Below are 23,702 nucleotides of genomic sequence, written 5' to 3' on the forward strand. Positions count from 1 at the left end.
GTCGACATCCTCGTCGGTGGTATCGGCGAGCAGACGGTGAACCGAACCCGCGGCGTTGTTGACCAGGCCGTCGAGGGCTCCGAAGTGTTCGACTGCCGCAGCCACAGTACGGTCGACATCGGCCCGATTCGCGACATCGCAGGCCAAGGACAGTCCGACGCCGCCGAACGACTCGAATTCGCCGACTACCGCGTCGCATTTCGACTTCGTCCGGCCGCAGAGGACAACCTGAGCCCCCTCCTTGGCGAGGGCCAGTGCGGTACCGCGGCCGATCCCCTGTCCGACCCCCGTCACGAGTACGGTCTTTCCGGCCAATCTGGTGCCTGTCATCTTCGCTCCTTCATCCTCTGTGAACCGGGGTAGCTTGTGCCGGTACCGCCCGAAGTCGTTCCGCCGAGCGCACACCGAGCTGCCGACTACGGCGCTGCCGAGTCGATCGGGACCACAGTGGGATATATAGTTAGTTTATTGGACTGTATACGCTGTGTGGGCGGCCAGCCGGCCGAACCGGTCGACCGGCCATGGCTGTACTACCGCTTCGGTTCCGGGGCACAGGTGGTGTTCAGGCCATTCGGTGCGACCAGTCCGCCGTCGGCGATCTTGTACTCCCAGAAGCATCGATTGATGCGTGCAGTCGGATCTGTGTACGTCAGGCCGGGAAGGAGTCCGTCGGCGGTGTAGTTGTCGATCTCGGTCAGCGCCGCCATGAGGTCACCGGCGGCGACGACGTCTTTCGAGCCGACGTTCTTCATCGCTTCCCGCAGGACGAGACCCACCATCCACGATGTCGCCGTGTGTGGACCGAACTTCTCGTCTTCGGGTCCTCGGTAGTCGGTATCCATCGACGCGCGGTAGTCCTGGGTCTCCGGTACGTCCAGGAAGTACGGGAACGAAGCCTGCGGGACGAGTGCGTTCGACAGCGCGGGTGTCTCCAGCACGGTCTCGGAGATCACCTCGACGGGATAGACCCAGATCGGTTCATATCCTTGCTGCTTACAGGACGGGGTCACGCGCTCGGCGGGCACGCCGGACAGCACGACGGCCTCGGCGTCGGCGTCCTTCGCGGCCAGGCACGGAGCGGTGTAGTCCGACTGATTCGGATCGATCGCGGCTTCGTACACCGACTCCAGGCCGAGATCCGCGAAGATCGGCTTCTTCTGCCTTGCGGCCTCGACGGCGACAGACAGAGCGGAGGTGTAGAAGATCCCCATCCGTTGCGCACCGGCCGATTGCGCGACCATGCCCTGGGCGTAGGAGGTTCCGTACACGGTCGTCTGGACCGGGAACAGGTTGCCGCCCTCCTGCCACATGGGACCCGACGCCTGCCCGCCGATGAACGGGATGTTCGTCTGAGCGGCGTAATCGGACCACGCCGCGCTCTGGGTCGACCAGGCGGCGATCGCGTCGACTTTCTCGTTCTCGACCAGATCTTTGACCGCCGTGAGCGACTTGGCCGGGTCGTTGCCGTCATCCTTGACCACGATCTCGATCGGATGATTGTCCAATCCGCCGCGGCCATTCGTTGTCGCGGCCCACGCCTTCAGCCCTTCGGCAGATGCTCCGTGCGCCAGACCCGGATTGTTCGACATCGTGGCGACCACGCCGATCGTGATGGGCGTGCCGGTCGCGGTCGACTGTGTCGTCGGCCTGTCCTCGCCACACGAGACGAGACTTGCGGTCATAGCGCCGCAGACTCCCAGTGTGAGCGCGACACGCACTCTCCGCGTGAATGATCTAACCATTTCTGCGCTCCTCTTCTGCGCCGAAGACGCTCCGCGAACCGTGCCACCGGGACATGCTCACCGGCGGGCAAGATCCGACCGATGAGACCTCGTACCCAGGGGCTTCGCCATCGCCTGCGCAACCATGCGGACCGGGTCACGAACGGATGCTCGGAGTATGCCACGTCACACTGAGGCATGGATATTGTTAGCTAAATCATATATACATATGGTGTCGACGTTCTGCCGGTTCGTCCACCGATGTCACCACCTCGGCCGTCCGAGTGGAGTTCGTAACGTCGCACTGTTGTCGCGGCCGGTCTTCGCGGCCCATGGCAATCACTGAGGAGTAGTAGAGTGACCGAGCTGTTGCCATTTGTCATAGCCGGGCTGGCCATGGGTTCTGCCTATGGTCTCGCCGGCACCGGATTGGTCTTGACATACAAGACATCCGGCATCTTCAATTTCGGGCACGGTGCGCTCGCCACCGTCGCCGTGTACGTCTTCTACTACCTGTACAACGAGCTCGAGTTGTCGCTGGTTCTCAGCCTGCTCATCAGTGTGCTCGGCGTGGGCGTCGTACTGGGGCTCGGGATGGAGCGACTGTCGCGGAGCCTGTCCGAGGTCCCGGTGGCCCTTCAAGTCGCCGCCACAGTCGGTTTGATCCTCGTTGCACAGTCTGTAGCGCGGCTCTGGTTCGGATCGAACCCGATGACCTTCCCGGATTACATGCCCTCCGGCATCGTGAATCTCGGCAGTGTTGCGGTCAGCTACGCACAGTTGATCATCGTCGGAATCGCGTTGGTCGCGACGGCCGGACTGAGTATCTTCTTCCGGATCGCTCGCCTCGGGGTCGCGATGCGCGGAGTTGTCGACGATCCGACTCTGCTCGCAATGACGGGCACCTCCCCGAACACAGTCCGCCGCATCGCGTGGATCATGGGCTCGATCTTCGTATGCCTGTCCGGCGTACTGCTCGCGCCGAGCGTCAATCTCGATGCTGCGGTCCTGACCCTCCTCGTTGTGCAGGCATTCGGCGCTGCGGCCATCGGACGATTCTCGAATATTCCACTCACCTACGCCGGCGGGCTCGTCATCGGAATCGCCTCCGCGCTGATCACTCGTTACGTCAGCAGCGAGAACCAGTACCTCGCGGGACTGAGCCAGAGCCTGCCGTACATCGTGCTGTTCATCGTCTTGATCATCACGCCGCGCGCCAAGCTCATGGATCGGCGTCTCACCCTGAAGCGGCCGCATCGAGTGTGGCGGGCTCCGGGCAGGGTTCAGCTGATCGGCGCGGCGATCTTGCTCGTCCTCTTGGCGGCGGGCCCCTTCTGGTTCGGGTATCGGCTGTCGTCGTTCACTGTCGCGTTGACATACGTCATTCTGTTCATGTCGCTGGGGCTGCTGGTGAAGAGCTCGAACCAGGTGTCCTTGGCGCATATCGGTTTTGCCGCGATCGGATGTGTGGTCTTCGCCAAAGCCCAGAACGAGTGGGGGCTCCCGTGGCTTCTCGCCTTGATCGCCGCCATCGTCATCGCGATCCCGATCGGAGCCGTCATCGCGCTCCCCGCATTGCGGCTCAGCGGTGTCTTCCTCGCGTTGGCGACCTTCGCATTCGGGTTGATTCTCGAGACGATGTTCTACAACAGTACGTTGATGTTCGGCCCGACCACCGCCGGTGTGCGGGTCGAACGCCCGAGTTTCCTCGGGTTCGACTCCGACCGCGGCTACTACTATCTGGTCTTGTCGATCGCCGCGATCTGTGCGGTCGCACTGGTGGCTGTCCATAGGAGCCGGCTCGGCCGGTTGCTGCGTGGACTCGGGGAAGCCCCCGTGGCGTTGGAGACCCACGGCGCGTCTGTCCGAGTGATGAAGCTGATCGTCTTCTGCTTGTCCGCGGCGGTCGCGGCACTCGCAGGCGCATTGTTCGTCGGTACGTTCGGGTCGACGGGCAGCACGTCTTTCCCGTCCTTCAACTCGCTGACCCTGCTCGTCCTACTCCTGCTGATGCTGGGCGGGATGCCGTGGTACGCGGTGATGGGCGCGTTCATGCTGATTCTGCTGCCGACGTGGTTGCCGGGAGGCGCGACCACAAGCGAACTTCTGACGATGTTGTTCGGTATCGCGGTCATCGTCAACGGGCTGCAGGGCGGGAAAACACCCTCATTGCCGCCACGCGTCACCGACTTCCTGGACCGTGTCGGCGGACGGCGGCCGGTGGAATCGGAACCGGAGACTGTCGCGGCGGAGCGGGAAATCGGACCGGACACACCCACGGACCCGCCGGTTGCCGTTCCCCACGGCCCGGAGTCTGCCGCAAGCGGATTACAGGTCAAAGGACTGCAGATCAGGTTCGGTGGCCACGTCGCGGTCGACGACGTCTCACTCGACGCTCCGCTCGGACGTATCACCGGACTCATCGGCCCGAACGGCGCAGGCAAGACCACGATGTTCAACGCTTGTTCGGGTCTGCTCGAGCCGACAAAGGGCCGAGTATTTTTGAAAGGGCAGGACATCTCGTCGAAGCCGCCCGCCGTCCGAGCACGGATGGGTCTCGGCCGAAGCTTTCAGCGCATGCAACTGTTCGACAGTATGACCGTCGCCGAGAACATCGCTCTCGGGCGTGAGGCCGGTATGGCCGGCAGTAACGTCCTGACCCAGTTCGCAAGCTCACCTCGCGACCGGGTCGTACTGGCCGAAGAGACCGCCGATGCCATGCGGCTCTGCGGCATCACTCATTTGGCAGATCACCAGGCGGGAATGCTGTCGGTCGGTCAACGTCGGCTGGTCGAGCTCGCGCGAGCGTTGGCGGGAGACTTCGACGTTCTTCTCCTCGATGAGCCGTCCTCGGGGCTCGACCGCCGCGAAACGGAGGCATTCGGGCAGATCCTCCGAACAGTAGTCCGAGATCGAAGGATCGGAATACTGCTGGTCGAGCACGATATGAGCCTGGTCATGGACATCTGCAGCTACCTGTATGTTCTCGACTTCGGCGTGTTGATCTTCGAGGGAACACCGTCCGAGGTCGCGTCGAGCGCAGAGGTTCGCGCCGCGTATCTCGGTGAGGAGACTCCCCTTGCACCGTCGACTATCACTACTACAGCGAGAGCGTAGAAATGACTGAGAATGTTCTTCGAGTCGACTCTGTGACAGCCGGTTACGACGATGCGATCGTTCTGCGTGATGTGTCGCTCGGTGTCGGCCCCGGCTCCGTCGTCGCGTTACTCGGCCCCAACGGAGCGGGAAAGACCACGCTCCTCAACGTGGTCACCGGCGTGCTCCAGCCATCGAGCGGCCGCGTCGTGCTCGGCGGTGAGGATGTCACCAAGCGTGCGATAGCGCAACGTGCCAAGCGCGGTCTCTGTCATATCCCGGAAGGTCACGGCGTATTTCCGTCACTGACCGTCAAGGAGAACATCCTCCTGGCCGGTCCCCGCGGCAAAGAATCGGAGAGTTTCGACAAGGCCGTCGAAGCGTTCCCGGTCCTGGGAGAGCGGCGATCCCAGATCGCCGGCAGTTTGAGTGGTGGTCAACAGCAGATGCTGGCCGTCGTTCGCGCCTATATCCAGTCGCCGAAGCTGGTGCTCATCGACGAGGTCTCCATGGGGCTGGCGCCGGTCATCGTCGACCAGATCTTCGAATTCATCGAGCAGATCGCAGCACAAGGCACCAGCCTTCTCCTGGTCGAGCAGTACGTCAGCAGAGTCCTCGCCATCGCGTCGCATGTGTATGTGCTGAACCGAGGTGAGATCGCGTTCAGTGGGACACCCCAGGAAGCGTCGAGCAGTCAGGTGTTCGACACCTATCTGTCCGCCGCAAGCCACTGAAACAAATCATCTATCCAGGTGGCTCATCGAGTCGAGTCGGATTCTCGAGTGCACCTTTCGGTAACGAGTGCGGGTCGTTGTGGCCTGCCGTCAGTAGGAGAGTTCCATGGTCGGATTCATAAAAACGAGAGCGCGGGTCGCTCTCGTGTTGGTGACGGTGGGTGCACTGTTCTCGGCAGTCACGGCCTGCGCTGCCGACAAACCGGTGACCGAATCGACGGCGACCGGTACGCCGATCAAGGTCGGTGTCGTCGCGACGCTGTCGAACCACGATGACCCGTACGAGGATGCGGTCGAGGGCTTCAAAGCATGGGCCGCGACGACGAACGGCAAGGGCGGCCTCGGCGGACACCCCGTCGAGATCGTGGTCGAGGACGACGGTTCCGATCCCGCGAAAGCTTTGACAGCGGCGAAGCGACTGGTCGAGCAGGAAAGGGTCGCGCTTCTCATTTCGTGGTCGTCCTTCGTCGCGGCATGGGCGGACTATGCGAACCAGAAGGAGATTCCGGTTCTCGGCGGCCAGTCGTCGGACCCGGCTGTGGAGAAGGGCGGAATGCTCTTTCCCGTAGCAACGACAATCTCCGGGTTGCTGTACTCGCAGTCGCTGGTTGCGAAGAACGCGGGGGTGAAGCGGATGGCGACGTTCTATACGTCGAAGGTTCCTGCCGCGGTCGAGGGCGCGCGGGTCAAGGAGAAGATCAACGCCGGCGTCGGCCTCGAGACGGTGTACGACGCGGCTATCGATCCGGGTCAACCGGATTTCACGGCAGCATGCCTGGCGGCGAAGAATGCCGGCGCCGAAGCCGTCGTCCTGGCGGGTGTACCCGCCGAGCGGATCGCGACCGGTTGTGACCAGCAGGGTTTCGACCCGCGCTGGGTGTACACCAACGAGTCCTTTCCCGAAGGTGTGCTGAACCACAAGGTGTTGATGTCGCATTTGCTGGCGCCGTCAGCCTCGTTCCCGTTCTTCCTCGAGATTCCGGAGACCGAGAACTACCGCGCATCGATGGATACCGATTACCGCGGGCCCGACGATGCCAAGTTCGGTCCGCGTACGAGCGTGGCCTGGATGACGGGCCTGGTTCTCGAGGAGGCGGTGAAGAACGCGGGCGCGAAGGACATCCTCGGGCCTGCGGACATCCTGGCCGGACTGAAGAAGATCGACAACTTCACCGCGAACGGCCTGCTCCCGAACGTCTCTTACGTCGGCGACGGGCCCCGTCTCAACAAATGCTTCTGGGAGCTCCGCGCCGAAGACGGCGAGCTGACGGCCCCGAACGGCCTGAAGACGACATGCGCTCCGTAACGAAGGTCTGTCGACCAGGGCGCGGATATGAGCGGGGCTGGTGCACGATCGGGTCGCACTGCCACCCGATCGTGCACCGACTCCATTCCCGGTAACCGCGAAGGCAAGCCCCGCTGGGCGAGCTGCGCAGTTGCCGGTTACCGACCTTTATAGTGCAATAATTACACACTACGGCCCGCCGATGTTTACGCTCTGGGGAGAGCGGGGCCTATCAGGGGGACGGCCAACCCACAGACGGAGGAACGTTGACAAGACATGTCACGCCAGAGGCGCAGGATGCGGTGGACGATCGGGCCTACGGCCGGTTTCTGGAGCCGGACGTCGAACTCATGTCGCGCCGGGAAATCGAGCAGAACCAAGAACACGCAGTGGTGGAGCTCGTGCACTACGCGTGGGAGCACTCCCCCTTCTATCGCGAATTCTGGGGTAGCGCAGGTGTATCACCGGACGACATCACGTCGTTGCACGACTTCTCGACCCGGATCCCGCTGCTGACAAAGGACGATATCCGGGCATACCGGGACCGGACGGGCGATCCGTTCGGCGGATTGCTGTGCGTCGACCGGTCGGAACTGACCTCGATCGTGACCAGTTCCGGCACGACGGGCGAACCCGAACTCATGGCCGAACGGTGGGACCGGATACCCCCCATCCCCACCGCATGCCTGCGCGACCAATGGGAATGGGGCCTGCGCCCCGGCGATCGAGTCGTCATTCCGACCGGCACGTTCAAGAACTATTGGGACACGCTCTACAGCGCGATGGGTCTCGTACCGATCTACATGGACGCCTGGATGGGCAACGGTGAACGCCTGCTCCAGGCAATCAAGCGCCACCGAGTCGCGTTCGTTCAGCTCGTGATGCCCCAGATTCTGGAGATCGAGTCGCTGGAGGCACGCTATGACATCCGGGACATGCTGTCCTCCCTGAAATACATCTCCTTCGCCGGGCAGCCGATGGGCGCGGTCCTGCGCCGGAAGGTCACCGAGGACTGGGGAGTGAACATAGCGACCTACACCAGCGCCGGTGATTGCGGGCTGGCATGGGAGGGCACCGATTGCGAGGGTTATACGTTGTGGGAAGACACGATCTACCCCGAGATCGTGGACCCGGATACCCACCGCGAAGTCGGCGACCGCGAGATCGGCGAACTGGTGGCCACCGACATCGATAATCGGGTCGCACCCTACATCCGGTTCCGGTCCGGGGATCTCGTACGCCGCACCAAACAAACCTCGGCACTGGGACGCAACCACTCCCGCATGTGGGTCGCCGGACGCATGGGCGACGAAACGATGATCGACGGGAAGGCCGTGGTGGTAGGCGATGTCTGGCGGATCGTCGAGACCCTCCCCGAGACGAGCGACGGAATGTTCCAGATAATCCGCTACGCGCCGAGTATGGACCGGCTGCGCCTCCGGGCCGGCTACGCCCCCGAACGCACCGGTGATCTCGGCGAACTCGCACACCGACTCGTTTCACTGCTGGAATCCGAGTTGGGTGTCGGCGTGGACGTGGACCTGATGACGACCGACGAGATCCTCACGTTCAGCTCCAGCGTGGCGAAATTTCCGAGAGTGGTGAAGAAATGAGCAGACAGTCGATGGTCGAGGCAACCGGCCGCATCGCTGCCGCACCCATCTATGGCATCGTCAGCCTCGAAATCGGTGGCGAGCTTCTCGAATACGAGGTGAGCTGGGACGACGCGGAGCGCGATTTCCGGTGGGCGCTCGACATCATCCGCCGCGCGGGCATCGGCCCGGGCGACCACATCCTCTGCGCAACTCCCAACCACGAGTTGCCCTGGACCGGCCCGTTCATCCGGGCATTCCGCGAGGTGGGCGCGGTATTCATCCCTGTCGAACAACACGGATGGGACGCGCCCCGATTCACCTCGGTCCTCAACCGGTTGCCGATCACCGTGATATTCGGCCTCTGGCCCGAAACGGTGGCCGCCGTCGCGGCGCAGAATCCCGATCTCCGTGAGTTCTTCGCGAAACCACGGATCATCTGGGCCCGTCCGGATGCCGTGGGCGAGTTGGAACAGGCCGGCATCGAATGCCTTCCGTTCGTCACGCTGGGACCCGCTCTGGGCCTCGGGCTTCCCGGCGGCGAGGGTGTGTACGTCGACGGGGACCAGTGGATTCTGCGCTCCGAGCACGGGCAGATCGTGGTGTCCTCCGGCGCCACCCGCAGCACGGAACTCCGGGACGTGGCCACCGGTTTCAGTGGCAAGGCCGAAAAGTCCGGCTCTGATTGGGTGATTCGGCCGGGCATCCGGACGAATTCCTGATCTCTGTCTGCAGGAGCGCGACGACGCTCCGAAAGCGGGCCATCGCCTCGGGTGATGGCCCGCTTTCGTTTGTCCGCGGCACGGAGGGCTCAGCCGGCACGGGTGGTGAACCCCGAATGCCCTGGCCCGCTACCGCCCCATTGACAGAGGCTGACATTTAGTTAGATTATTCATTGTAATCAGCGCTACGGGGCCCTGCTATGGGCCCGGAGGAAGGTGGGCCGGTGGCAATCACAAGTAGTTCGGGGGCAGACGAGGACGGGGTAGACCCCGCAGCGCTCGACGATTGGATCGGCGACCGGCTACCCGGGCACGGTGCCGCCTTGGAAGTTGAGCGGATGGGGGCCGGAACCGGAATCGCCAACGCCCTCTATTGGCTTCGCCGCGGCGGAAATACCTGGGTACTCCGCCGCCCGCCGGCCGAGACGAACACCCCGGGCGCGTCGGATATGACGCGAGAGTGGCGCATCCTGACCGCGCTGGAAGGTACCGCGGTACCGCATCCGCAGCCACTGCTGCTGGGCACCGCAGAAGACGGCCCTTTCGGGGTGGACTTCGTGATCATGGCCGCGGTCGACGGTTTCACCCCGGTCGGTGTCCTGCCGCCGCCGTATACGGCGCCCGCGGCGCGCACCGAACTCGGATTCGCCATGGTCGACGCCGTCGCCGACCTCGGCAGGATCGACTATCGCTCGCGCGGTATCGAGGATCTGGGCAAGCCCGAGGGTTTTCTGGAACGGCAGGTGGCCCGGTGGAGCCGGCAGGTCGACAGCTACCGGACCCGCGATATTCCGGGCTACGACACGCTCGCCTCCTGGCTGGACGACAACCGGCCGCAGCAGTACGAGGTCGGCCTGATGCACGGCGATTACAGCCCGTTCAATGTGATGGCCACTCCGCACGACCCCACGCGGTTGGCGGCGGTCGTCGATTGGGACACCGGCACGATCGGTGACCCGCTGATGGATATCGCGCACCTGTTGGCGCGCTGGACCGAACCCGGCGAGGAACCGGCAATCGGGACCTGGGATATCGGCGAGGGCATCGCCGAAGAGCGGGCCGGCCTTCCCACCAGGGCCGCGATGGCGCGCCGATACGTCGAGCGGTCGGGCCGGGATCTGACGTATCTGCCCTTCTACCAGGCTCTGGCCCTGTTCAAGCTGGCGTCGATTCTCGAGGGGCGGGTGGCGCGCGCCGCCCGGAAGGGCACCGCCGCGGACATAGCTGTGTGGTCGGGCATGGTTGATCGCCTCATCGATCACGGTCATCAGTTCGCACACGGGCGCCGGCAGTGAACACCGGACCGACCGGGCTGCGGGATCTACGCACACAGGAGATCCGCAAACATCTGACAGAGGTCGCCCTACGACTGTTCGACGACAACGGATACGACGCGGTCAGCGTCGACAACATCGCTGCGATCGCGGGCGTTTCGCAGCGTACGTTCTTCCGCTACTTCCAGTCCAAGGACGATCTGGTCCTGCAGTACGAAAGGTCGCTACACGCGCGCCTGCTCGCTGCGCTCGCGCAGCGACCGCCCGAGGAGGGGCCGGTGACCGCGCTTCGGAGCGCCTACCTCGAAACCGCCACCACAACCGCCGGCCACCGCGCCCGGATACGGCGGCGCGGACAGCTGCTTGCAGCGAGCCCGGCGTTGCGTTCGCGTGCCAGCGGAGAACGAACGGCGGGGGTCGACGACATCACCGGAGTCCTCGCGTTGCGCCGGTCCGGAACGGATCCCGGCGAGTACGAGTGGCAGCTCCGCGTGATCGCCACCGCGCTCTCCGCCGTCGCCGCCGAAGCCTGGACTCGCTGGGTCTTCCACGGCGGCGACACCGACCCGGCCGACCAGCTGGCGGAAGCATTTTCACTATTGACCTCAGGATGGGATCTGCTCGATGAATGAGACCACTCCCCCGGCATCACATCGGTTACGGGGCGCCGGGATCTTCGACCTGACCGGAAAAGTCGCCGTCGTCACCGGCGGCAGCCGCGGAATCGGACGGGCAATCGCACAAGGGTTCGCCGAGGCCGGAGCGGCGGTCGTGATCGCCAGCAGGAAGGCGGCAGCCTGCGAACAAGCCGCCGAGGAAATCCGGTCGGCTACAGGAGTTTCCACCGCCGCCGTGGCCTGTCATGTGGGTCGCTGGGCGGATTGCGACGCACTGGTGGAGCGCGTGATCGCCGAATTCGGCCACTGCGACATCCTCGTCAACAACGCCGGAATGTCTCCTCGTTACCCCTCGCTCACCGAAGTCAGCGAGGAGTACTACGACAAGGTCAGCTCGGTCAACCTCAAAGGGCCTTTCCGGCTCGGCGCTCTCTTCGGGGACCATATGGCCCGTAACGGCGGCGGCAGCATCATCAATGTGAGCACCATCGGCTCGCTGCGCCCCGGCGCCGACGAACTCGTCTACGCCTGCGCGAAAGCCGGACTCAACGCGCTGACCATCGGCCTCGCCGAAGCCTACGGGCCCACAGTGCGCGTCAACGCGATCCTGCCCGGCGGGGTCGCAACCGATATCGCGGCCAACTGGCCCCCCGGAGTGATGGAACAGGCGATCGACGGCACTCCGTTGCAGCGAATCGGCCGGCCCGAGGATTTCATCGGCGCCGCTACCTGGCTCGCCGGTGACGCCGCCGCGTTCGTCACCGGGGAATTGATCCGCGTCGACGGCGGCCGGTACCGCCAGACAAGCTAGCAGACAGGAACGGAACACGATGATCGACTTCTCTCTGCCCGACGAAACTCGGGAACTACGCACCCGGGTCGCGGATTTCATCGACCGCGAGGTGCTCCCCTACGAAGTGCAAGTCGGCACCCGGCCGTTCTCCGAGATCGTCGGCGAACTCCAAGCCAAAGCGCGCGCGGCCGGCCTCTGGTGCCCATTCGTCCCGGTCGAATGGGGCGGTATGGGCCTGGGACATCTGGCCAACGCCGTTGTCCAGTTGGAGGTCGGCCGGACGCACCTCGCGGCATGGGCGATGAACTGTATGGGTCCGCAGGACGCCACGATGCTCACACTGCTCGAACTCGGCACCGACGAACAGAAGGAGGAGTATCTCCGTCCCCTCATCGAGGGCGAGAAACGCATCTGCTTCGCGATGACCGAGAAAGCCGCCGGCGCGGACGCGACAGGTATGCGAACGACCGCCGTGCGCGACGGCGACCACTGGATCATCAACGGCGAGAAGTGGTTCACCAGCGGGGCGAGCAAGTCGGACCTGGTGCTCTTGATGGCCAGAACGGACCCGGAAGCACCCCGCCACCGGCAGTTCACCACGTTCCTGGTGGAACTGCCCGCGCCGGGTTTCGAGATCGTGCGCGACATACCGACACTGCACGACCGGATCGAGCCGAAATGGAACGAAGAATACGTGACCGGCCACGCCGAGATCACCTTGACCGACGTCCGGGTGCCGGCGGCGAATATCATCGGTGAACTCGGCGGTGGGTTCGCGGCGGGGCAGCACCGATTGGGTTATGGACGAATCCGCCACGGTATGTGGAGCATCGCACGCGCCCAGCAGGCCCTGGATTTGGCGGCGGAACGAGCGCTGTCCCGCACGACCTTCGGGAAGCCACTGAGCGACCGTCAGGGGGTGCAGTGGATGCTCGCGGATTGCGCCCGCGACCTCTATATCGCGCGGCTGATGGTCCTGCACATCGCCTATCGCATGGAGCACGGACTCGATATCGCCCAGGAGAACTCGATCGCCAAGAATTTTGTGGCCGATATGCTCAGCAAAGTCGTGGATACCGCGCTGCAGATCCACGGCTCGCTGGGCTACACCATGGATACTCCGCTCGCCGCCTGGTATGCGGAAGCGCGAATGCAACATCTGGTCGACGGTCCCGATGAAGTCCACCGCTGGCGCATCGGCAAGAACGTGCTGTCGGCATACGAGAAGTACGGGTCGACCGCACCCGCCGCCGGCGGCAGTCTGCTCTGACCACGGCGCCGTTCACCGGCAACCGCACACATATACGTTCCGGCGCCCCTGTATGCGCCGGCTGTCAGCAAAGGAGACGGTCATGGGAGACCGGCTACAAGGAAAATCCGCCATCGTCACCGGCGCCGGTTCGGGCATCGGACGAGCGATCGCGACCCGTTTCGCCGCGGAGGGCGCCCAGGTCATCGCGGCGGATGTCACGGACGCAGTGGACGATCTCGCCGCCGGAACGGATGCCATCCACGCGTTCCGATGCGACGTCGGCGAGGAATCGGAGGTGCGCCGCCTCGAATCCGAAGCCCGCCGCCGTTTCGGTGGACTCGATATCCTCGCCAACAACGCGGGTATCGGCGGCGGCTCCGGAGTTCTGCTGCACGAGTATCCGATCGAGGAGTTCGACCGGGTACACCGGGTCAATGTCCGCGGCGCATTCCTGGTCTTACAGGCCGGAATCAGGCTGATGCTCGAAAGCGGCGGCGGGTCGGTGGTCAACACCGCCTCGACCGGCGGATTCCGCGCCACGCCCGGCTCCTCCGGTTACATCGTGTCCAAGGGCGGCATGGTGATGATGACCCGGCAGGCCGGCTTCGAATACGCGGACAAGGGCATCCGGGTCAATGCGGTCGCGCCGGGCACCATCCGCACGCCGATCCTGGACCATGTCCCCGCCGAAACTGTTCGGCGACTCGAATCCCGCGCTCCGGAAGGACGACTGGGAACGCCCGAGGAGGTTGCCAACCTGGCGCTGTTCCTCGCGTCCGACGAATCCACCCACATCATCGGACAGTGCTATCTCATCGACGGCGGCCGCACCGCCGGTTGAAAAGGCGGCGCCTCACGCCGTTGTGAAACAACTGAATTCTTACCGAACTCGGCCCTACCGAATCCTCTATTCGGTAGGGCCGAGTTGTGTTTCCCCACAGATTCTACGCGGTCACCACATCATGGCCGCGCTGCTGCCATCAATTCTTCAGTTCGGCGACAATTTCGCCCACCGCATAGGTTTGCCCCTCGACCGCAATGAGTGTGATGACTCCACCGAGCGGAGAGGTGACTTCGTTCTGAACCTTGTCGGTCTCGATGGTGTAGAGCACCTGGCCCGCCTCGACCGTGTCACCGTCAGCGACGTGCCATTCGGCGATCGTCCCCTCCTGCATGGACATTCCCAGCTTGGGGATCTTGATTCGCGAGATCATTCGATATCACTTCCTTCAGTCGTCGATGAAACGGATATGTGTTTTCCCGGAATCTGAAAAGGTTCGGGCAGCGGTGTGCGGGGGCAGCATTTCACCGGACTGTTACACACCCTTCGGCTGGGGCTCGCCGTCGTCGATCCGCTCGCCGACGCCGGTCTCACCCGGAACCTGCTCGGGCACTGTCGTTTCCGTCGGCATCGATGCTTCGCCGGACCCGTTCGGTCGCCAGCGGTCGGCGGCGACAACCATGACCAGGCCGATCGCGGATCCGGCGATGCCGACGACGACGGCGGTGGTCAAACCCGTCTGGGACATGAACGATTGCGATCCGAAGCCGAGGGTTCCGATCGCGAGCACGACACCGATCAGCGCGGTGCCGACGGCCTGGAACGTACTGCGCGTCACCAGCTGCATCCCGGTCGCGGCGCTGGTGTCGACCTCCGGGACACATTCGATGATCATCATCGGCAGCGCGGCCATCGTGAGCGCGACGCCACCTGCGGACAGTACGACCATGTTGATGACGAAGGCGACCGGTGACTGATGGGTGAACAGCACACTGAAATAACCGACGATTCCCGTACCGAAGCCGAGCATCGCCACCGGGGTGGCACCGAGACTGTGGGCGAGACGAGCAGTCACGGGAGACAGGGTGAAACCGACCACCGCACCGAGAACACTCGGAATCGCGGCCTGGGTAGCGGAGAAGCCGAGCCCCACAGGCAAGTCCACGATCGATCCGTCCGGCGATGTGATGGATTCCGGGGTGCGCATAACGGCCTTGTTGAAGACCCCCAGCATGCCGAGCAGCACCGCGCCCGACATAGCCGTGGCAAGCATCGTCAGGGAGAATTTCGCGTCGCGGAAGCGGCGGATGTCGACGATCGGATCGCCGAAATTCAGCTCCCATCGTGCCCAGAGAAGCAGGATCACGGCGCCGACCGCGGCGAAGATCAACGTGCGGGGCGCGCCGAGCCCCCAATCGCCGGCCTTCGTCACGGCGTAGAGGAGTGGCCAGATTCCCAGACTGAACAGGACCATGCCGACGTAATCGATCCTGCCGCCCGCTTTCACCACCGTGGAATCTTTCGGGATCATGAAAACCGTTGTGATACCGGCGGCAACCGACAGCACCGCACACACATAGAACATGAGGTGCCAGGTGAAGTGGTCGATGATGACCCCGGCGATGAGGATGCCGCCGGCGCCCGCACCCGACGCGGTGATACCGAGCAGCGTGATCGCCAGCGGTACCCGCGCGGAAGGCAGTGCGCTTCTGGCGATACCGAAGGTCAGTGGGAGGATGGACGCGGACACGCCCTGGATAGCGCGGCCGACGATGACGACCTCCACAGAGGGCGCCAGCGCACTGACCAACGTGCCGATTGTGGAGATGATGAGCACCGCGATCAGTACTCGTTTCCGGCCGAACTGGTCACCGAGACGGCCGCACACCCCCACCGAGGCGGCCGCGATAAGCGTGTAGGCGGTCATGATCCAGCTCAGCTGGGCGATATCGGTACCGAAGAACGGATCGTTGGAGTACAGCAACTGCAGTGCCATACCGCTTTCGAACGCGCCTACCAACTCGGCGAAGACCAAGCCCGTGACTATCCATGGGACCGATCTGACTTTCCGGATATCCATTCCGTTGCCGAGAATGCGTTTCATGGAATGATTCCCTTCTTGGAACGCGGCACCGGTCGAGGTGACGCATCGAGCCCCCGGCGTTGTTGCGCGTCGCACGAACGGGCGATGCGGGATTGCCGGGGCCACCGCTCGACCGCTGCCGCGAGAGGACAGACCTCGTCCGTGTCAGTGACGGACGCGGGCCGGATCCGGCGGGACTTCGGGTAAAGACCGGCAGAAGATCGAGTTCCTCCTCATTCCCGACCAGGCTGTGACCCCATCGCACAGGCAGGCGAGGGGCCGGAATCCGCTGCCGGCGGCTCGAACGGCGCCGGTACATCGTCCGACCCGAACACGGGCGAACACGGTGCGTCCGCCGCCGAGGCTCGACGGCTGGCCGGCGGCAACAACAGGCCGAAAGCATCGTGGTTATGATGCCGATCACATCGGCCTTGATATAGTAAAATGAATTAGATCACTGGGTCAAGGCTTCGGGGTTATCGTGATCACTGCTGAGTGAGCCTGCCGAACATTCCCAGCCCCGTCGCCATGGTGGTACCGGCATCGACGGGCAATATCGCACCGGTGATCCACCGCGATTCCGGACCGGCGAGGAACAGTGCGGCCCACGCGAGATCCCATGCGGTGCCTTCGGTGCCGAGCAGATTCGCCCGGCGGCGGGTCTCCCGCGCCCCGGCGCCACCCTGGCTGCCTATGGGAGTGTTCAGATGCCCCGGAACCAGGCAGTTGACCCTGATCCCGTCCGGCCCCCAGCGATAGGCATGATCGGTGGTCAGCGCGAGTACCGCGCCTTTACTGGCCGCGTAGGCTCCCGCTCCGAACCCACGGATCGCCGCGATCGAGGAAACATTGACGACCGACGCGGCCGGACTGCGTACCAGGTGCGGATGCGCCGCCTCGCTGACGAGCATGGCGCCCTTCGCGTTCACCGCGAACACCTGGTCCCATTCGCCGGTGGTGACACCGGTGTTGTTGACGACTACATCGAGTCGCCCTGCTGCGGCAACGAATTTCTCCACCGCCGCCCGCACCGACTCCTGATCGGCGATATCGGCCGTCAACGCGATCCCGGTACCACCCTGCCGCTCGATCAGGTGGCAGGTGGCGGCCGCGCGCTCGGGTGATACATCCAGCACACCGGTTACGGCACCCTGAGCCGCGAACAGCACCGCCGTCGCGGCCCCGGTGCCGAGAAACTCTCCTGAACTCCCCGCCCCCGAAACCAGCGCACCCAGGCCCCGCAGCCGGGTTCCGTGACCGTCGAGGTGACCGCCCGCCCCGCTCGCCGTCACTTCCCCGCCCCCGCGCCACTCGGGCCCACCATCCCTACACGCCCGGTCGAATCGCTCATCGGTGCCTCCTATGTCACGGCACGGCCGGGCACCGACAGGTCGGGATCGCTGCGAATCACACCCCGCGCACACGACCGACCGATCGGCGGCACCCTGACCGCGGTTCAATCAACACCACATACTCTAAAATAGTTTAACTATTTTGAGGTCGATTTCGCTGAACCGCCATTCCGGCGTGGGCCCCGCACGCTCCGGTGCCCGGCACACCGGTGCACGTCGAGACCGTTGTCCTCATGCTCGGCGGCGCAACCCCGCAGCGACAGCCTCTCCGCAGGGCCGGGCGTCGGCGAATGCGCCGCGCTCGACTCCCTCCGCCCGGCTGTACACCAGCCGCAATGTGCCGGGACGTTCCGCGGTGAGCGGACAGCGGTCGATATCCACCGCCGCTCGGACCAGCGCGTGCGGCTCCTCCGGTGCCAGTACGTCCACCCCGGGCAACGTCCCCAGCTCCTGCAATGCCCGCCGGGCCTCGGCCGGGTACACCTCGAGCCACTCCGCCAGCTCGTCCAGGGAGAGTTCCAGGTCCAGGAGATCCCAGTCGAGCATCAGGTTCACGATCGCGATCACCGATGCCGAGTGCTCGTCGGTCCGGACGGACGATTCCTGGGCAGAGACGTCGTTCATCATCATTGATTCCTCTCGCAGACCATGATCCCGGTCACAGCACCACCGTGCCCGAAGGATCGCCGGCGCGACCCCGTGAAAACACCTGGATGCACTACGTGGTCCGCGTGGGCGGTGACCGGACCGGGTCAGGCCCGCACCGGGACGCCGGAAATCGCTCCCGTCCCGGTCGCGATCGCGGCGATTGTGCCGTCGCTGCGCAGCACTTCGGTACGCAGGGTCCACAGTCGCCGGCCCCGGCGCACGTATTCGGAGCGGAAGTGCAGAGAACCCTCCCCGGGAGCCGGCCTCAGGTAGGAGACGCCGAGCCGCAGTGGCCGCAGGGTGGCGCCGGCGGTGGCATGACAATGCTCCTGTGCGAGCTGGGCGAGCGCCATGAGCAGTCCGCCGTGCAGCATGCCCCGAGAGTTGAGCAGGCCCTCGGAGACGTCCACCCGTGCCGAACCGTCCCCCAGTGGCTGGATCCGGACGGCCTCCGGGTCCATCGGCGGGCGCGCGTCGCTACCGGGACCGAGCGGGGCCCGTCCGTCGGAGTCGCCGACCATCATGCCCACCGCATGAGCGATCAGGGCTCCCCGGTCGTCCCGGAACTCGGCGCGACCCGACCCGAATCCGTCCGTCACCCCCAGCGCGACGGCGGTCACGTCGAGGTGGCGCGCCTCCGGTGCCACCGGCGCCAGCTGGTCCACCCGCAGTTCCACGGTGACGCCGGTGGGCGAACTGGCCGGATGGGCGAACACCGCGCTCGCGACGGCCGCGTCGGCCGCGACCGCCAGCAGCGTCGGCGGCAGCCGGCGGCCGGGGCCGAGCGAATCCGGCGCCAATGGCGCGCGGAACTCCGCCCGGCCCGGACCCGTCCGCACCCCGGTGAGCCGTAGTCCGGCCTCGACCGCGCTGAGCGCCAGGAGCTCGCCCGTCGTCTCCGCGCCGGTCAGGAGCGCCGAGGAGTAGGAGTCGCCGGCCAAGACCGCTACAGCCCCATCGATCGGCCGATGAGATCCTTCATGATCTCGTTGGTTCCGCCGTACACGCGCTGCACCCGCGCGTCCCGCCACAGCCGGGCGATCTCGTATTCGTTCATGTAGCCGTAGCCGCCGTGCAGTTGCAGGCACCGGTCCAGGATCTCCCACTGGGTTTCGGTGGCCCACCATTTCGCGCCCGCCGCTTCCTGCGCGGTCAGTTCGCCGGCATTCAGTGCCGCGATGCACGTGTCCAGGTAGGCCCACATGACTTCGAGTTTGGTCTGCATTTCGGCCAGGAAGTGGCGATTCACCTGGAAAGTACCGATCGGCTGACCGAAGGCCTGACGCTCGCGCGCGTAGGGCAGGGTCAGGTTGTAGGCGCGCTGCGCGCCGGCTACCGCGTGGACAGCGATCCCGAGCCGCTCCGTCGGCAGGTTGCGCATCAGGTGGTAGAAGCCCTTGTTCTCCTCACCGAGGAGATTTTCCACCGGAACGCGGACATCCTCGAAGTGCAGCTCCGCCGTATCCGCGGAATGCTGGCCGATCTTGTCCAGTTTGCGGCCCTTGGTGAAACCGGGGGTGCCCGCCTCCACGACGATCAGGCTGATGCCCTTGTGCCCGGCCGCGGGATCGGTTTTGCATGCCAGCACCACGAGGTCGCAGAGCAGCCCGTTGGAGATGAAGGTCTTCGATCCGTTGATGACGTAATGGTCGCCGTCGCGGCGGGCCGTGGTGCGGATACCGCGCACATCGGAACCCGCGCCGGGTTCGGACATCGCGATGGCCGTGATCAGCTCACCCGAGACCATGCCCGGCAGCCAGCGCTTCCGCTGCTCCTCGGTGGTCAGCTCGATGAAGTACGGCGCCAGGATGTCGTTCTGCACCCCGAAACCCACGCCCACCGAACCGGAGAGCCAGTATTCCTCGTTCAGGATGGAGTTGAACCGGAAGTCCTTGATTCCCGCCCCACCGTATTCTTCGGGCGCCTCCCAGCAGAGCAACCCCAATTCCCCGGCCTTGAGCCAGACCTCGCGGCTCGTACGGCCCGCTTTCTCCCATTCGTCGACGTAGGGAACACACTCTTTCTCGAAGAAGGTGCGTGCGGTCTGCCGGAACTGCTCGTGTTCGGGTTCCAGAATCGTGCGTCGCATAGTCTGGCCGCCATCCTTTCCTTTTAGTTAACTCATTATACTGTCTAGCAGAGGCGCGGAGGAAGGCGACCATGTATGTCGATATGAAACTGGCGAAACCCGCACCGGGCACGACGAGCCTGGACGGATTGGCACAGGAGGGCCGCAGAGCGGAGCGTGACGGGTACGCCGCAGTGTGGAGCGCGGAATCGTCCGGCGACCCGTTCCTGCCATTGGTACCCGCGGCACAGAGCACCGGCAACCTGATGCTCGGCACGGCGGTCGCGGTCGCTTTCGCCCGTAACCCGATGTCGCTGGCCTATACCGCGCATCATCTGCAACTGCTCAGCGGCGGGCGGCTACTTCTCGGGCTCGGCAGCCAGGTCAGATCACATATCGAACGGCGTTTCGGGATGCCGTGGAGCAATCCGGCTCCGCGTATGCGGGAATTCGTCGAGGCCCTGCGGGCGATCTGGACCGCCTGGCAGACCGGCGCGGAACTGGACTTTCGCGGTGAGTTCTACACCCACACACTCATGACCCCGTTCTTCGCTCCCGAGCCCAGTCTGTGGGGTCCACCGAAGGTCTATCTCGCGGCCCTGGGCGACCGGATGACCGAAGTAGCCGGCGCCGTATGCGACGGCCTGCTACCGCACCCGTTCACCACCGAACGGTTCCTCCGCGAGCGGACGCTACCGACGCTGGCGAAGGGAATGTCGGAATCGGATCGAGACCCGGCCGAATTCTCCGTCAGCCTGTCCGGATTGGTGGCGACCGGCGCGACCGAACAGGACATGGCACGCGCCGTCGCGGCGGTGCGCCGCCAGATCGCCTTCTACGGCAGCACACCTGCCTACCAGTCCGTTCTCGCCTCACACGGATGGGAAGACCTCGGCCATGAATTGACGACTCTCTCCAAGAGCGGGGGCGACGATCGCTGGCAGCGCATGGGCGACCTCATCGACGACGACGTACTGAACACCTTCGCCGTGGTGGCCGAACCCGACCGGCTCGGCGCGGCCGTGCGGAACAGGTTCGGCGACCTCGTACAACGTTTCAGCTTCTACGCACCCTATGATCACGACCCCGCAATCTGGCTGCCTGCCGTCGCCGAGCTCAACCGCAGCCGTTGACCGGCCCTTTCCTACCGAGTTCCGCAACCCCAGGACCTCCTCCGCGATCGCTCAGCTGCGCGCGTTTCCGGCTCCCGTGACGAATACCGGATCACGCTTCTCCAGCGCGGCCGCGGCTGCCTCGCGCTGATTGGGGGCACCGGTCACCGTGCGCAGCGCCGCCCGCTCGGCGGCCAGCCCTTCGGCGAACGACGGTGCCGCCAAGGTCGTGGTCAGTGCGCGGACCGCGTCGGGGTTCCGCGCGGCCACCGTGCGCGCCAGCTCCATGGCGGCGGCGAGTGGTTCGTCGACCACTCGGGTGGCCAGGCCGATTCGCGCGGCTTCGGTACCGTCGACCCGGCGGGCGGTCAGGATCATTTCGGCGGCGACATCCGGGCCCACCAGGCGCGGCAGCAGTTGCGTACCCGCCATATCCGGTACGACACCCCATCCCATCTCCGGCAATCCGAGCATCGCGGTAGGCGCCACGAATCGGATATGCGCGGCGAGCGCGAGCTGCAGTCCCCCGCCGAGCGCCGGACCGTGCACCGCCGCGATCACCGGCACCGGAAGATTGGGGAAGCCGAGTACCGCCCGCTGCCCGCGGGTGAGTTCCGGGTCGCCGCCAAGTTCGGCGGCGCGGACGTCGGAATCGGCCGGCCGGAAGTCGCGCCCCTCGGCCAGCGCGCGGAAGGCGTTCAGGTCCAGACCCGCACAGAAACCGCGGCCCCGGCCGGAGAGCACCACAACCCGCAGATCCGGTGCCGCGCGCAACTCGGCCGCTGTACGAAGGAGTGCGGTGAACATCTCATCGTCGAGAGCGTTCAGTTTCTCCGGACGGTTGAGCCGTACGTCGGCGATCCCACCGGTCATCGTCCATTCCACCCGCGCCGCAGGCTCACTCATATCCGTTCCTCCTCCAGGGACCCCGGCGGATCTCGGGAGTTCCGGAATCCACCTGCGGCATCCCAATTAACAGTTATATCATTTAGTCCACTGCATGTGACGAGGAGGAAATATGCCACACTCCCCCTTCGGCAGCGTCGATCCTGCGCAGCCGGCGGTCGTCGTGGAACCGAGCGGCGAGGTTGTCACCTACGGGGAGCTGGATGCCCGATCGAACCAGGTCGCACATCTGTTCCGCGATCGTGGACTGACCGCGGGAAGCTGCGTGGCCATCCTCGCGGACAACCGCGCGGAGTATTTCGAGCTGGCATGGGGTGCCCAGCGAGCCGGGCTGTACTACATCGGTATCAACGCCCATCTCACCGACGACGAGGCCGCCTATATCCTGCGCGACAGCGGTGCCCAGCTGGTGGTCGCCTCCGACGCGCTGGCCGCCCTCGCGGACGCGCTACTGGCCGACCCCGAGCTCGCACCACGCGGCCGGCTGATGCTCGGCACACCCCGCGCGGGCTGGGAAAGCTACGAACGGCAACTCTCGTCGCGGCCACGCACCCCGATCCCGGACGAATCCGAGGGAGATTTCCTGCTGTACTCCTCGGGCACCACGGGCCGGCCGAAAGGTATCCGGCGGCCGCTGTCCGGCCTCCCGCTGGGCAGTCATCCCGATGTTCCGGGACGGTGGTTGCGCGACCTGCTGGGCTTCGTGCCCGGCGACGTCTATCTCTCCCCCGCACCGCTCTATCACGCTGCACCGCTCGCCTGGACCATGAGCGTGCATCGCAGCGGAGGCACCGTGGTGGTCCTCGAACTCTTCGACCCCGAACTCGCGCTCGCCGCGATCGAGCGCCACCGGGTAACCCACAGTCAGTGGGTGCCCACCATGTTCGTCCGGATGTTGAAACTGCCCGCCGACGTGCGCGCCCGCTACACGCTGTCGAGCCTGCGCCACGCCGTCCACGCCGCGGCCCCGTGCCCGGTCGAGGTGAAGCGAGCGATGATCGACTGGTGGGGACCGATCCTGTTCGAGTTCTACTCCAGTACCGAAGGTGTGGGCGCCACGATCATCACCGCCGAGGAATGGCTCCGCAAGCCCGGGTCGGTCGGCAAACCGATCCTCGGCCGGCCCTATATCACCGACGACGACGGCAACGAACTACCCGCGGGCGAAACCGGCACGGTCTGGTTCGCCGACAGCGGCGAGTTCACCTACCACGGTGACCCGGGTAAGACCGCGGCTACCCGGGATGCCCGCGGCGGAGCATCCGTGGGCGACACCGGCTTCCTGGACGACGACGGCTACCTGTTCCTCACCGACCGCCGGACCCACCTCATCATTTCGGGTGGGGTCAATATCTATCCGCGGGAGATCGAGGACGTCTTGCTGATGCACCCCGCGGTCGCCGACGTCGGGGTCGTGGGGCTGCCCGATCCCGAGATGGGCGAACGGGTCACCGCTGCCGTGCAGCTGGAGCACCCGGAAGCGGCGGGACCCGAGCTCGCCGCCGAGCTCATCACCTTCGCCCGGACGAAACTGGCGGGTTTCAAAGTGCCCCGCGATATCCGGTTCCCAGGACAGTTGCCACGCACCCCCACCGGAAAGATGCGCAAGCACGAGCTGAAACAGCAGCTGATGAATTCGTGATCCGGCAGAGCCGGCGACGGCCGG

Annotated in this window: 21 protein-coding genes; 12 read left to right on the top strand and 9 right to left on the bottom strand. The window is 65.0% G+C overall.

Annotated features, from left to right (window positions below; translation table 11 throughout):
• The coding region (locus NFL01S_RS31675; protein WP_157117227.1) for an SDR family NAD(P)-dependent oxidoreductase at positions 1-330 on the bottom strand (330 nt) is incomplete at its 3' end.
• 200 nt (positions 331-530) lie between these two features.
• The gene (locus NFL01S_RS31680; protein ID WP_168433969.1) at positions 531-1,682 is read right to left on the bottom strand and encodes an ABC transporter substrate-binding protein; all 1,152 of its coding nucleotides are present in this window, start codon (positions 1,680-1,682) and stop codon (positions 531-533) included.
• 396 nt (positions 1,683-2,078) lie between these two features.
• Between NFL01S_RS31680 and NFL01S_RS31685 the strand changes: the two genes are divergently transcribed.
• From NFL01S_RS31685 to NFL01S_RS31730, 10 genes are all read left to right on the top strand, one after another.
• A complete protein-coding gene (locus tag NFL01S_RS31685; RefSeq protein ID WP_062980012.1) occupies positions 2,079-4,838 on the top strand; it encodes a branched-chain amino acid ABC transporter permease/ATP-binding protein in 2,760 nt (919 codons plus the stop codon).
• 32 nt (positions 4,839-4,870) lie between these two features.
• Positions 4,871-5,551, top strand: a complete 681-nt coding sequence (locus NFL01S_RS31690) for an ABC transporter ATP-binding protein (protein WP_245670974.1) — start codon at positions 4,871-4,873, stop codon at positions 5,549-5,551.
• A 106-nt stretch (positions 5,552-5,657) separates the two neighbouring features.
• Positions 5,658-6,857, top strand: coding sequence for an ABC transporter substrate-binding protein (locus NFL01S_RS31695; RefSeq protein WP_084493429.1), 1,200 nt, complete (start codon positions 5,658-5,660; stop codon positions 6,855-6,857).
• A gap of 245 nt (positions 6,858-7,102) precedes the next feature.
• Positions 7,103-8,449, top strand: coding sequence for a phenylacetate--CoA ligase family protein (locus tag NFL01S_RS31700; RefSeq protein WP_245670975.1), 1,347 nt, complete (start codon positions 7,103-7,105; stop codon positions 8,447-8,449).
• A complete protein-coding gene (locus NFL01S_RS31705; protein ID WP_157117229.1) occupies positions 8,446-9,150 on the top strand; it encodes a hypothetical protein in 705 nt (234 codons plus the stop codon). Before NFL01S_RS31700 ends, NFL01S_RS31705 begins: the two co-directional genes overlap by 4 nt.
• A gap of 224 nt (positions 9,151-9,374) precedes the next feature.
• Positions 9,375-10,445, top strand: coding sequence for a phosphotransferase family protein (locus NFL01S_RS31710; RefSeq protein ID WP_245670976.1), 1,071 nt, complete (start codon positions 9,375-9,377; stop codon positions 10,443-10,445).
• Entirely contained in the window at positions 10,442-11,056 is a 615-nt protein-coding gene (locus NFL01S_RS31715) for a TetR family transcriptional regulator (protein WP_062980018.1), read from the top strand. Before NFL01S_RS31710 ends, NFL01S_RS31715 begins: the two co-directional genes overlap by 4 nt.
• A complete protein-coding gene (locus NFL01S_RS31720; RefSeq protein WP_062980019.1) occupies positions 11,049-11,852 on the top strand; it encodes an SDR family NAD(P)-dependent oxidoreductase in 804 nt (267 codons plus the stop codon). Before NFL01S_RS31715 ends, NFL01S_RS31720 begins: the two co-directional genes overlap by 8 nt.
• A gap of 19 nt (positions 11,853-11,871) precedes the next feature.
• Positions 11,872-13,104: an acyl-CoA dehydrogenase family protein gene (locus tag NFL01S_RS31725; RefSeq protein WP_062980020.1), complete on the top strand. Its 1,233-nt coding sequence runs from the start codon at positions 11,872-11,874 to the stop codon at positions 13,102-13,104.
• An 82-nt stretch (positions 13,105-13,186) separates the two neighbouring features.
• Positions 13,187-13,927, top strand: a complete 741-nt coding sequence (locus NFL01S_RS31730) for an SDR family NAD(P)-dependent oxidoreductase (protein WP_062980021.1) — start codon at positions 13,187-13,189, stop codon at positions 13,925-13,927.
• Positions 13,928-14,066: 139 nt separating this feature from the next.
• On the opposite strand, the gene NFL01S_RS31735 is transcribed toward NFL01S_RS31730, so the two are convergent.
• From NFL01S_RS31735 to NFL01S_RS31760, 6 genes are all read right to left on the bottom strand, one after another.
• The gene (locus tag NFL01S_RS31735; protein WP_062980022.1) at positions 14,067-14,300 is read right to left on the bottom strand and encodes a lipoyl domain-containing protein; all 234 of its coding nucleotides are present in this window, start codon (positions 14,298-14,300) and stop codon (positions 14,067-14,069) included.
• Between the two features lie 102 nt (positions 14,301-14,402).
• Positions 14,403-15,971: an MFS transporter gene (locus NFL01S_RS31740; protein ID WP_062980023.1), complete on the bottom strand. Its 1,569-nt coding sequence runs from the start codon at positions 15,969-15,971 to the stop codon at positions 14,403-14,405.
• Positions 15,972-16,435: 464 nt separating this feature from the next.
• The gene (locus NFL01S_RS31745; RefSeq protein ID WP_062980024.1) at positions 16,436-17,242 is read right to left on the bottom strand and encodes an SDR family NAD(P)-dependent oxidoreductase; all 807 of its coding nucleotides are present in this window, start codon (positions 17,240-17,242) and stop codon (positions 16,436-16,438) included.
• Positions 17,243-17,533: 291 nt separating this feature from the next.
• Entirely contained in the window at positions 17,534-17,926 is a 393-nt protein-coding gene (locus tag NFL01S_RS31750) for a hypothetical protein (RefSeq protein ID WP_218019648.1), read from the bottom strand.
• A gap of 128 nt (positions 17,927-18,054) precedes the next feature.
• Positions 18,055-18,891 (bottom strand): PaaI family thioesterase, encoded by an 837-nt coding sequence (locus NFL01S_RS31755; RefSeq protein WP_062980026.1) that lies wholly within the window; start codon positions 18,889-18,891, stop codon positions 18,055-18,057.
• A gap of 5 nt (positions 18,892-18,896) precedes the next feature.
• Complete coding sequence (locus tag NFL01S_RS31760) at positions 18,897-20,039, bottom strand: acyl-CoA dehydrogenase family protein (protein WP_062980027.1); 1,143 nt, start codon at positions 20,037-20,039, stop codon at positions 18,897-18,899.
• A gap of 71 nt (positions 20,040-20,110) precedes the next feature.
• On the opposite strand from NFL01S_RS31760, the gene NFL01S_RS31765 reads away from it, so the two are divergent.
• The gene (locus NFL01S_RS31765) at positions 20,111-21,151 is read left to right on the top strand and encodes a TIGR03617 family F420-dependent LLM class oxidoreductase (protein ID WP_062980028.1); all 1,041 of its coding nucleotides are present in this window, start codon (positions 20,111-20,113) and stop codon (positions 21,149-21,151) included.
• A gap of 51 nt (positions 21,152-21,202) precedes the next feature.
• Here NFL01S_RS31765 and NFL01S_RS31770 read toward each other — a convergent pair whose 3' ends face one another.
• A complete protein-coding gene (locus tag NFL01S_RS31770) occupies positions 21,203-22,036 on the bottom strand; it encodes an enoyl-CoA hydratase-related protein (RefSeq protein WP_062980029.1) in 834 nt (277 codons plus the stop codon).
• A 112-nt stretch (positions 22,037-22,148) separates the two neighbouring features.
• Here NFL01S_RS31770 and NFL01S_RS31775 point away from each other — a divergent pair, with 112 nt between their 5' ends.
• Positions 22,149-23,678, top strand: a complete 1,530-nt coding sequence (locus NFL01S_RS31775) for an acyl-CoA synthetase (RefSeq protein WP_062980030.1) — start codon at positions 22,149-22,151, stop codon at positions 23,676-23,678.
• Positions 23,679-23,702 lie beyond the last annotated feature (24 nt).

It is taken from the genome of Nocardia flavorosea NBRC 108225, from assembly GCF_001613385.1.
In the GTDB taxonomy this organism is placed as follows: domain Bacteria; phylum Actinomycetota; class Actinomycetes; order Mycobacteriales; family Mycobacteriaceae; genus Nocardia; species Nocardia flavorosea.